Source organism: Pseudomonas sp. GW822-FHT03F08 (assembly GCF_058801265.1).
This window is the reverse complement of the sequence record NZ_JBXANC010000004.1, coordinates 316,494-327,770: the sequence shown is the minus strand read 5'-3', so window position 1 is coordinate 327,770 and position 11,277 is coordinate 316,494. Positions and strand designations below refer to the sequence as shown.

Here is an 11,277-nt window from a genome sequence, read left to right as displayed (position 1 = left end):
AGCCGGCGTACGTTCGGCGCGAGATGCAAGTGGTTGAATTGAAAAGAAATTTGCCTCGAAAAGAGGCAGCCTGGTGAGAAAGTGTCTATGAAAGCAGGTCTGTACCAACCAGATGAATTCAAGGATAACTGCGGTTTCGGCCTGATAGCCCATATGCAGGGCGAACCCAGTCATACCCTATTGCAAACGGCCATTGAGGCCCTGACCTGCATGACCCACCGCGGTGGGATTAATGCCGACGGCAAGACCGGTGACGGTTGCGGTCTGCTGATTCAAAAGCCTGACGCCTTCCTGCGCGCGATTGCCCAGGAAGCCTTCAGCGTCGAGCTGCCCAAGCAATATGCCGTGGGCATGGTCTTCTTCAACCAGGATCCGGCCAAGGCCGAAGCCGCTCGCGAGAACATGAACCGCGAGATCCTGGCCGAAGGCCTGCAACTGATCGGCTGGCGCAAAGTGCCCATCGACACCAGCGTCCTCGGCCGCCTCGCCCTTGAGCGCCTGCCGCAGATCGAGCAGGTGTACATCGGCGGCGAAGGCCTGAGCGATCAGGACATGGCGGTCAAGCTGTTCAGCGCACGTCGTCGTTCGTCCGTGGCCAACGCCGCTGACACCGACCACTACATCTGCAGCTTTTCCCACAAGACCATCATCTATAAAGGCCTGATGATGCCGGCCGACCTGGCCGCGTTCTATCCGGATCTGGGTGACCAGCGCCTGCAAACCGCGATCTGCGTGTTCCACCAGCGCTTCTCCACCAACACCCTGCCGAAATGGCCGCTGGCTCAGCCATTCCGCTTCCTCGCTCACAACGGCGAGATCAACACCATCACCGGTAACCGCAACTGGGCTCAGGCCCGTCGCACCAAGTTCAGCAACGATCTGATGGATCTGGAAGAACTCGGCCCGCTGGTGAACCGTGTCGGTTCCGACTCCTCGAGCATGGACAACATGCTCGAACTGATGGTCACCGGTGGCATCGACCTGTTCCGTGGCGTGCGGATGATCATTCCGCCTGCGTGGCAGAACGTCGAAACCATGGACCCGGATCTGCGTGCGTTCTACGAGTACAACTCGATGCACATGGAGCCGTGGGATGGCCCGGCCGGCGTGGTGATGACCGATGGTCGTTACGCGGTGTGCCTGCTCGACCGTAACGGTCTGCGCCCGGCGCGCTGGGTCACCACCACCAATGGTTTCATCACTGTCGCTTCGGAAATCGGCGTCTGGAACTACCAGCCGCAGGACGTGATCGCCAAGGGCCGCGTCGGTCCTGGCCAGATCCTCGCCGTGGACACCGAAACCGGTCAGATCCTCGACACCGACGCGATCGACAACCGTCTGAAATCCCGTCATCCGTACAAGCAATGGCTGCGCAAGAATGCCCTGCGCATCCAGGCGACCATGGAAGACAACGATCACGGTTCGGCTTTCTACGACGTCGATCAGCTCAAGCAATACATGAAGATGTATCAGGTCACGTTCGAAGAGCGCGATCAGGTACTGCGTCCGCTCGGCGAGCAAGGCTACGAAGCCGTCGGCTCGATGGGCGACGACACGCCGATGGCCGTGCTGTCCCAGCGTGTGCGCACGCCATACGACTATTTCCGTCAGCAGTTCGCGCAGGTGACCAACCCGCCGATCGACCCGCTGCGTGAAGCGATCGTGATGTCGCTGGAAATCTGCCTCGGTGCCGAACGCAACATCTTCCAGGAATCGCCGGAACACGCTTCGCGCGTGATCCTCAGCTCGCCGGTCATTTCCCCGGCCAAGTGGCGCTCGCTGATGAACCTCGACCGCCCGGGTTTCGAGCGGCAGATCATCGACCTCAACTACGACGAAAGCGTCGGCCTCGAAGCGGCGATCCGCAACGTCGCCGATCAGGCTGAAGAAGCCGTGCGCGCCGGTCGTACCCAGATCGTTCTGAGCGACCGCCATATCGCGCCGGGCAAGCTGCCGATCCACGCCTCGATGGCTACCGGCGCGGTACACCACCGCCTGACCGAAAAAGGCCTGCGCTGCGATTCCAACATCCTCGTTGAAACCGCAACCGCCCGCGATCCGCATCACTTCGCGGTGCTGATCGGCTTCGGCGCCTCGGCGGTCTATCCGTTCCTGGCCTACGAAGTGCTGGGCGACCTGATCCGTACCGGTGAAGTCCTGGGCGACCTCTACGAGGTGTTCAAGAACTACCGCAAAGGCATCACCAAAGGCCTGTTGAAGATCCTGTCGAAGATGGGCATCTCGACCATTGCGTCCTATCGCGGTGCGCAGCTGTTCGAAGCCATTGGTCTGTCCGAAGAAGTTTGCGAGCTGAGCTTCCGTGGCGTGCCGAGCCGCATCAAGGGCGCGCGTTTCGTCGACATCGAAGCCGAGCAGAAAGCACTGGCCACCGAAGCCTGGAGTCCGCGCAAGCCGATCCAGCAGGGCGGCCTGCTGAAGTTCGTCCACGGTGGCGAATACCACGCGTACAACCCGGACGTGGTCAACACCCTGCAAGCCGCCGTGCAGCAGGGCGACTACGCCAAGTTCAAGGAATACACCTCGCTGGTGGACAACCGTCCGGTGTCAATGATCCGCGACCTGTTCAAGGTCAAGACCCTCGACACGCCGCTGGACATCAGTGAAGTCGAGCCGCTGGAATCGGTGCTCAAGCGCTTCGACTCCGCCGGTATCTCGCTGGGCGCCCTGTCGCCGGAAGCTCATGAAGCCCTGGCCGAAGCCATGAACCGCCTCGGTGCGCGTTCCAACTCCGGCGAAGGCGGCGAAGACCCGGCACGTTACGGCACCATCAAGAGCTCGAAAATCAAGCAGGTTGCGACCGGTCGTTTCGGCGTGACCCCGGAATACCTGGTCAACGCCGAAGTGCTGCAGATCAAGGTCGCCCAGGGCGCCAAGCCGGGCGAGGGCGGGCAACTGCCGGGCGGTAAAGTGAACGGGCTGATCGCCAAGCTGCGTTACGCAGTGCCGGGCGTGACCCTGATTTCGCCACCGCCGCACCACGACATCTATTCGATCGAAGACTTGTCGCAGTTGATCTTCGACCTGAAACAGGTCAACCCGAAGGCGCTGGTTTCGGTGAAGCTTGTGGCTGAAGCGGGCGTCGGCACCATCGCCGCCGGTGTGGCCAAGGCCTATGCGGACTTGATCACCATCTCCGGCTACGACGGTGGCACCGGTGCTTCGCCGCTGACCTCGATCAAATACGCTGGCGCACCGTGGGAACTCGGCCTGGCCGAAACCCACCAGACCCTGCGCGGCAACGACCTGCGCGGCAAGGTCCGGGTGCAGACCGACGGCGGCCTGAAAACCGGCCTCGACGTGATCAAGGCGGCCATCCTCGGCGCCGAAAGCTTCGGCTTCGGTACCGCGCCGATGATCGCGCTGGGCTGCAAATACCTGCGTATCTGCCACCTGAACAACTGCGCCACCGGCGTTGCGACTCAGAACGAGAAGCTGCGCAAGGATCACTACATCGGCACCGTCGACATGGTGGTGAACTTCTTCACCTACGTCGCCGAAGAAACCCGTGAGTGGCTGGCCAAGCTGGGCGTGCGTTCCCTCGAAGAGCTGATCGGCCGCACTGATCTGCTGGAAATCCTCGAAGGCCAGACCGCCAAGCAGCATCACCTGGATCTGACCCCGCTGCTGGGCAGCGATCACATCCCGGCGGACAAGCCTCAGTTCTGCGGCGTCGAGCGCAACCCGCCATTCGACCAGGGCCTGCTGGCCGAGAAAATGGTCGAGATGGCGACGTCGGCGATCAACGACCTCAGCGGCGCCGAGTTCGAACTGGACATCTGCAACTGCGACCGTTCGATCGGCGCGCGGATCTCCGGCGAAATCGCCCGCAAGCATGGCAATCAGGGCATGGCCAAGGCGCCAGTCACCTTCCGCTTCAAGGGCACTGCGGGTCAGAGCTTCGGCGTGTGGAACGCCGGCGGTCTGAACATGTACCTGGAAGGCGACGCCAACGACTACGTCGGCAAAGGCATGACCGGCGGCAAACTGGTCATCGTGCCGCCGAAGGGCAGCGCTTATCAGACTCAGAACAGCGCCATCATCGGCAACACCTGCCTGTACGGCGCCACTGGCGGCAAGCTGTTCGCCGCCGGCACCGCAGGCGAGCGTTTCGCCGTGCGCAACTCCGGTGCCCACACGGTCGTGGAAGGCACTGGCGATCACTGCTGCGAGTACATGACCGGTGGTTTCGTCTGCGTCCTGGGCAAGACCGGTTACAACTTCGGCTCAGGCATGACCGGCGGCTTCGCCTACGTGCTCGACCAGGACAACACCTTCGTTGACCGGGTCAACCACGAACTGGTGGAAATCCAGCGGATCAGCGGCGAGGCGATGGAAGCCTATCGCAGCCACCTGCAGAACGTGCTGAACGAGTACGTCGCGGAAACCGACAGCGAGTGGGGTCGTGAACTCGCCGAGAACCTCGATGACTACTTGCGTCGTTTCTGGCTGGTCAAGCCGAAGGCTGCCAACCTGAAGTCGTTGCTTTCCAGCACCCGTGCCAACCCGCAGTGATATGCGCCTGAAGAGTTTGATGAGGTTTTAACAATGGCTGAACGTCTGAATAACGACTTCCAGTTCATCGACGTCGGGCGCAAAGATCCGAAGAAGAAACTGTTGCGTCAACGCAAGAAAGAGTTCGTGGAAATCTACGAACCGTTCAAACCCCAGCAGTCGGCCGACCAGGCCCACCGCTGCCTGGGTTGCGGCAACCCGTATTGCGAATGGAAGTGCCCGGTGCACAACTTCATTCCGAACTGGCTGAAGCTGGTGGCCGAGGGCAACATCCTCCAGGCCGCCGAGCTGTCGCACCAGACCAACACCCTGCCGGAAGTCTGCGGCCGGGTGTGCCCGCAGGATCGTCTGTGCGAGGGTGCCTGCACCCTCAACGACGGTTTCGGCGCGGTGACCATCGGCTCGGTCGAGAAGTACATCACCGACACCGCGTTCGCCATGGGCTGGCGCCCGGACATGTCCAAGGTCAAGCCGACCGGCAAGCGTGTCGCGATCATCGGTGCAGGCCCGGCGGGCCTCGGTTGTGCCGACGTGCTGGTGCGTGGCGGCGTGACCCCGGTGGTGTTCGACAAGAACCCGGAAATCGGCGGTCTGCTGACCTTCGGCATCCCCGAGTTCAAACTTGAGAAGACCGTGCTGAGCAATCGCCGCGAAGTCTTCACCGGCATGGGCATCGAGTTCCGCCTCAACACCGAGGTCGGCAAGGACGTGACCATGGAGCAACTGCTCGCCGAATACGATGCCGTGTTCATGGGCATGGGCACCTACACCTACATGAAGGGCGGTTTTGCCGGTGAGGATCTGCCGGGCGTTTATGACGCACTGGATTTCCTGATTGCCAACGTCAATCGCAACCTGGGCTTTGAAAAGTCGCCGGAAGATTTCGTCGACATGAAAGGCAAGAAGGTTGTGGTGCTGGGCGGCGGCGACACGGCGATGGACTGCAACCGCACGTCGATCCGCCAGGGCGCCAAGTCGGTGACCTGTGCTTATCGTCGTGACGAAGCGAACATGCCCGGCTCGCGCAAAGAGGTGAAGAACGCCAAGGAAGAAGGCGTGAAATTCCTCTACAACCGCCAGCCGATCGCCATCGTCGGCGAAGACAAGGTCGAAGGCGTGAAAGTGGTCGAGACCCGTCTCGGCGAACCGGACGCCCGTGGCCGTCGCAGCCCCGAGCCGATCCCGGGCTCCGAAGAGATCATCCCGGCCGACGCCGTGGTCATCGCGTTCGGTTTCCGTCCGAGTCCGGCGCCGTGGTTCGAGCAGTTCGAGATCCAGACCGACAGCCAGGGCCGCGTCGTTGCGCCTGAGCAAGGTCAGTACAAGCACCAGACCAGCAACCCGAAAATCTTCGCCGGTGGCGACATGGTGCGCGGTTCCGACCTGGTGGTGACGGCGATCTTCGAAGGCCGCAATGCGGCGGAAGGGATCCTCGACTACCTGGGCGTCTAAACCCGGTTCGAAACTGCACCGCAATACCTGTGGGAGCTGGCTTGCCAGCTCCCACATTGTTTTCAGGGTGTTGCTGAAATCCGCGAAATCATTGCGACAAATTGACCCGATAGACAAAAGGCTGACCTGCAACCGTGCCTTTTGCGTCGCGCTCTGAGAAAATGCCCGCACTTTTTTTCCGGATGCCGACATGACTGCCCTGAAGAACGACCGTTTCCTCCGCGCCCTGCTCAAGCAACCCGTAGACGTCACCCCTGTGTGGATGATGCGCCAGGCCGGCCGTTACCTGCCGGAATACCGCGCCAGCCGCGCCCAGGCCGGTGATTTCATGAGCCTGTGCATGAATCCGGAATTCGCCTGCGAAGTCACGCTGCAACCTCTCGACCGCTATCCGCAACTGGACGCGGCGATCCTGTTCTCCGACATCCTCACCATTCCCGATGCCATGGGCCAGGGCCTGTACTTCGAGACCGGTGAAGGTCCGCGCTTCAAGAAAGTCGTCAGCACCCTGGCCGACATCGAAGCCCTGCCGATCCCGGATCCGCACAAAGACCTCGGCTACGTGATGGACGCGGTCAGCACCATCCGCCGCGAACTGAACGGCCGTGTGCCGCTGATCGGTTTCTCCGGCAGCCCATGGACCCTCGCCACTTACATGGTTGAAGGCGGCTCGTCGAAAGACTTCCGCAAGACCAAGGCGATGCTCTACGACAACCCGCAAGCCATGCACCTGCTGCTGGACAAGCTGGCGCAGTCGGTGACTTCGTACCTGAACGGCCAGATCCAGGCCGGCGCGCAAGCGGTGCAGATCTTCGATACCTGGGGCGGCAACCTGTCGGCGGCGGCGTATCAGGAATTCTCCCTGGCCTACATGAAGAAAATCGTCAGCGGCCTGATCCGCGAGCACGACGGTCGCAAGGTGCCGGTGATCCTGTTCACCAAGAACGGCGGCCTGTGGCTGGAAAGCATCGCCGACGCTGGCGCCGACGCACTGGGCCTGGACTGGACCTGCGACATCGGCAACGCCCGCGCCCGCGTTGGCGATAAGGTCGCACTGCAAGGCAACATGGACCCGACCGTGCTGTATGCCAAGCCGGAAGCGATCCGCACCGAAGTCGGACGCATCCTCGCCAGCTACGGCAAGGGCAGCGGCCACGTGTTCAACCTCGGCCACGGCATCACGCCTGAGGTCGATCCGGAACACGCTGGCGCGTTCCTGCACGCGGTGCACGAGTTGTCGGCGCAGTACCACGAGTGATCGTGCCTCAATAAAAAACGCCCGGCTTATGCCGGGCGTTTTTTTGTGGGCGTGAATCAGGCTTTGACGCCACCCAGCGGCGGCAACTTCGCCAGCTTCAACGCCACCAACAGCGCCACCAGCAACAATGCGCCAATGAACAGGCCTATCCCGTTCCATCCCGCCATGTGCCAGAACACTCCGCCCGCCGTCCCGGCGATGCTCGACCCGGCGTAATAGCTGAACAGGTACAACGACGACGCCTGCCCCTTGGCCTTGAGCGCACGACGGCCGATCCAGCTGCTGGCCACCGAGTGTGCGGCGAAGAAGCCGAAGGTGAAGATCAGCATGCCGATGATCACCAGAGGCAGCGGTGTAAACATCGTCAGGGCGAGGCCGGCGAACATCAGGGCGATGGTTGCCCACAGGACTTTGCGGCGGCCCAGTTTGTCGGCCAGTGAACCGATTTTTGCCGAGCTGTAGATGCCCGACAGATAGACCACCGACAACAGCCCTACAAACACCTGGTCCAGATGATACGGCTCGGCGAGCAGGCGGTAGCCGATGTAGTTGAACAACGTGACGAACGCGCCCATCAGCACGAACGCCTCAAGGAACAGCAGCGGCAGGCCTGCATCGCGAAAGTGCATGGTGAAGCCGTCGAGCAGGCTGCGCGGATGCAGCGAGCGGGAGCGGAAGTTGCGCGACTCCGGCAGGATCTTCCAGAACACCGCTGCCGCAATCAGCGCCAGGCCGCCGATCACCAGCATCGCCGTGTGCCAGCTGACGAAGTCGATCAATACACCGGTAATCAATCGCCCGCTCATCCCGCCAATCGCGTTGCCGCCGATGTACAGGCCCATCGCCAGACCGATGTGCTGCGGATGGATTTCCTCGCTCAGGTACGTCATTGCAACCGCCGCCAGGCCGCTCAACGACAGCCCGATCAGCGCACGCATGATCAGCACGCCGTGCCAGCTCGGCATCATCGAACTGGCGATGGTGCACAGGGCTGCGGCAAACAGAGCGGCGACCATCACCGGTTTACGCCCGACCCGATCGGAAATCGGCCCGGTGATCAGCAGACCAAAGGCCAGCATGCCTGTGGCCACTGAAAGAATCAGGCTGCTCTGCGCCGCGTTGATCGAATATTCCTGGGACAGCAACGGCATCATCGGCTGCACGCAGTACAGCAGGGCAAACGTCGCGAAGCCGCCGCTGAACAGCGCGAGCACCGTGCGCATGAACGCGGGCGTGCCTTTCTCGATGTAGATCTCTTGCAGTTCGGTCAGCACATCGTCCGCCGCAGCGGGCGGGACTTCATGGGCCAGTGGAGCGACGGCGGTTTTCACATCAGACCTCGGAGGGCGCGGGCAGGCAGGCAATGAAAAAATCATATAGCTGGCTAATGTTTCTATCCAATATATTGTTCGACCTGTTTGATATCTTTCACGACCTAATGGGGTTTCCATGGAATTGCGTCACTTGCGCTACTTCATCGCCGTCGCCGAAGAACTGCACTTCGGCCGCGCCGCACAGGTACTGGGCATCTCCCAGCCACCGCTGAGCCAGCAGATTCAGGCGCTGGAGCAGGAAGTCGGCGCACGGCTGTTCGAGCGTACCAATCGTCGGGTCGAGCTCAGCGAGGCCGGACGACTGTTTCTGGAAGAGGCGCGGCTGGTGCTGGCTCAGGTCGACAAAGCGGCGGACGTGGCGCGGCGCGCGCAATTGGGTGAGCTCGGTGAGTTGAAGATCGGTTTCACCTCGTCGGCACCGTTCAACTCGACCATTCCTCAGGCGATTTTTTCCTTCCGTCAGCGCTTCCCGGCCGTGCACCTGAACCTGCGGGAGATGAGCAGCACCATGGTGGCCGACGCATTGGTGGACGAGTCGATCGAGGTCGGCATCATGCGCCCGCTGGGTTTGCCGGATTCGCTGAGCGTGGTCGAACTGATGCGCGAGCCTTTGGTGGCGGTGCTCAGTTCCAAACATCCGCTGGCGCAGGGCTCTGAAGAGGGGCTGTTCCTCTCGGCGCTGGCCCTCGAACCGTTCGTGTTCTTCCCGCGCAGCTACGGTAGCGGTCTTTACTCGCAACTGATCAGCCTGGCCCGTGACGCCGGTTTCAGCCCGCACTTCGCCCAAGAGGCGGGGGAGGCGATGACCATCATCGGCCTTGTAGCGGCGGGCCTGGGCGTATCGGTGATGCCGGCGTCGTATCAGCGGATGCGCATCGACGGCGTGGTCTATCGGCCGTTGCTCGATCCCGAAGCGGTGACGGCCGTGTGGCTGGTGCAGCGCAAGGATCAGAAATCGCCGATGGCCAAGGCGTTCGTCGAGCTGCTCACGCGCAAGGTCGAAGCCGGTTGATCAGGGCAGTTGTACCAGATCACCCTTCAACGCCACCCGCGTCACAAACACCCCGGCCCGACATTCGTAAGTGTTCAGATCCTTGCGTACATGCTGGTCGTAGTAGCTGACGATATTGGTCACCGCATTGGCTCCGACGCGCTTGGCCTGGGCCTGCAGCGCAATCAGGTTCGACTGCAACACCCACTCGCAGGAATCGTGATCGCTCTTGTTGAAACCGTTGGTCTTCAGATCGCTGACCACCCCGCGCTGCAACATCCGCTGAGTCCCCAGTGGTCCATTGCCGATCAGGTAGAACTTCACACTGCCATCCAGCCGCCCCGCACGAATCGCATCCGACAGCACGGTTTCGAACGGCATGTACATCAGATTGGTGGCATGGCTGGCGCTGGGTAGCAGGCTGAAAAGGGCGGCGGCGATCAGGGCTTTTGCTTGCATGGTCATCTCCTTGACGGTGAAAGAGAACCGCGAGTGCTCGACCGACCGGGCTCGCCGTTCCGGCAGACGCTGTGTGTCGGCCTGTTTGAGCGAGTGTAGTTGTGTGCATGGATTTGGTTGGCTTGGCTCCGTACATTTCGAGTAACGGAACTGTCGTAGGGAATATGGCCGTAGTTGCGCAAAATCAGTTCTTTTTCAAACGAGTGTCACGGATGCCACTTCGATACCAGCCTAAGGAGGGCAGCGTTTTGATTTGCGATTTCAGGGGTTATGAAATTCCCGAGATGGTCAAAGTCAGACCTGTTGTTGTGATCCGCAAACATCGAACCAACAGCCTGCTGGTGACAGTAGTGCCGTTGAGTACCACCGCCCCTGATTGCTTGCTCGGGCATCATCTTGAACTTGCAAGCCACCTTCAGGGAGCCAGCCCGACCTGTTGGGCAAAGTGCGACATGATTGCCACGGTCAGCCTTTCGCGGCTTGATCGGATCAAAAGCCGGGATCGGCAAGGCAAGCGCATCTACCTGATCTCACATCTTGCAACAGACGAATTTCACGCGATCAAAACCGCGGTCAGACGGGCGTTGGGGCTGTGATGGCAGCTGAAGTGGCGCATCGAAGCCAAATGCCAGCCGTTGCTCCACATGCAGTTTCAGGCAATACTGCCCGCGTTCCCGAAAGGGGCTTGTGAGACTCTGAGGATCCTGGGCAACCAGCCATCGCAGAGCCAGGCAGGTGAGAGGTGATGACAAGCCAACCTGTTTGTGAAAGGGCGCCGAAAGGCGCCCTTTGTCGTTTCCGGCGGTTACTGAACCGTCGCCAGATCACCCTTCAAGGCAACGCCAGCCATGATCGCGCCCGCGTGGCACTCGTAGTTCTTCGCATCCTTGCGCTCGTTGCTCTTGTAGAAGCTGACGATGTTGGTCACGGCGTTGGCGCCGGCGCTTTTCGCGGCCTGGTGCAGGCTGATGATGGCCGATTGCACGACCCATTCGCAGGCCACTTCATCGGACTTGTTGAAGGCGTTGGTCTTCTTGTTGGTCACCGCGCCGCTGCTGACCACGGTGACTTTGCCGGCCGGGGCGTTGCCCGCCAGATAGAACTTCACGCTGCCGTCGATCTTGCCGGTGCGGGTTGCCTCGGCGACCGCCTTGTCGAACGGCAGGTACACCGCTGTGTCACGGGCCTGGCTGACGGCGGGCAAGGCGCAGAGCAGCAGGGTGGCGGCCGCGAGTTTGTTCAAACGCATG

At 61.3% G+C, this 11,277-nt stretch carries 8 protein-coding genes; 5 read left to right on the top strand and 3 right to left on the bottom strand.

Annotation, left to right across the window (positions count from 1 at the left end):
• Positions 1–87 precede the first annotated feature (87 nt).
• The 3 genes from gltB (at position 88) to hemE (ending at position 7,243) form a co-directional block, all read left to right on the top strand.
• The gene (gene gltB, locus AC1RME_RS11930; RefSeq protein ID WP_493071398.1) at positions 88–4,533 is read left to right on the top strand and encodes a glutamate synthase large subunit; all 4,446 of its coding nucleotides are present in this window, start codon (positions 88–90) and stop codon (positions 4,531–4,533) included.
• Positions 4,534–4,566: 33 nt separating this feature from the next.
• Positions 4,567–5,985, top strand: coding sequence for an FAD-dependent oxidoreductase (locus AC1RME_RS11925; protein ID WP_007909438.1), 1,419 nt, complete (start codon positions 4,567–4,569; stop codon positions 5,983–5,985).
• Positions 5,986–6,175: 190 nt separating this feature from the next.
• Positions 6,176–7,243, top strand: a complete 1,068-nt coding sequence (gene hemE, locus AC1RME_RS11920; protein WP_493091270.1) for a uroporphyrinogen decarboxylase — start codon at positions 6,176–6,178, stop codon at positions 7,241–7,243.
• 56 nt (positions 7,244–7,299) lie between these two features.
• Here the strand turns inward: hemE and AC1RME_RS11915 are convergent, their stop codons facing one another.
• Positions 7,300–8,574 (bottom strand): MFS transporter, encoded by a 1,275-nt coding sequence (locus AC1RME_RS11915; protein WP_096819912.1) that lies wholly within the window; start codon positions 8,572–8,574, stop codon positions 7,300–7,302.
• 118 nt (positions 8,575–8,692) lie between these two features.
• On the opposite strand from AC1RME_RS11915, the gene AC1RME_RS11910 reads away from it, so the two are divergent.
• Positions 8,693–9,589, top strand: coding sequence for a LysR family transcriptional regulator (locus tag AC1RME_RS11910; protein ID WP_039766450.1), 897 nt, complete (start codon positions 8,693–8,695; stop codon positions 9,587–9,589).
• Here AC1RME_RS11910 and AC1RME_RS11905 read toward each other — a convergent pair whose 3' ends face one another.
• Positions 9,590–10,027: an excinuclease gene (locus tag AC1RME_RS11905; RefSeq protein WP_493091268.1), complete on the bottom strand. Its 438-nt coding sequence runs from the start codon at positions 10,025–10,027 to the stop codon at positions 9,590–9,592.
• Between the two features lie 212 nt (positions 10,028–10,239).
• Here AC1RME_RS11905 and AC1RME_RS11900 point away from each other — a divergent pair, with 212 nt between their 5' ends.
• A complete protein-coding gene (locus AC1RME_RS11900; protein WP_085611128.1) occupies positions 10,240–10,623 on the top strand; it encodes a type II toxin-antitoxin system PemK/MazF family toxin in 384 nt (127 codons plus the stop codon).
• A gap of 209 nt (positions 10,624–10,832) precedes the next feature.
• On the opposite strand, the gene AC1RME_RS11895 is transcribed toward AC1RME_RS11900, so the two are convergent.
• The gene (locus AC1RME_RS11895; protein ID WP_493091266.1) at positions 10,833–11,276 is read right to left on the bottom strand and encodes an excinuclease; all 444 of its coding nucleotides are present in this window, start codon (positions 11,274–11,276) and stop codon (positions 10,833–10,835) included.
• Position 11,277: the final 1 nt, after the last annotated feature.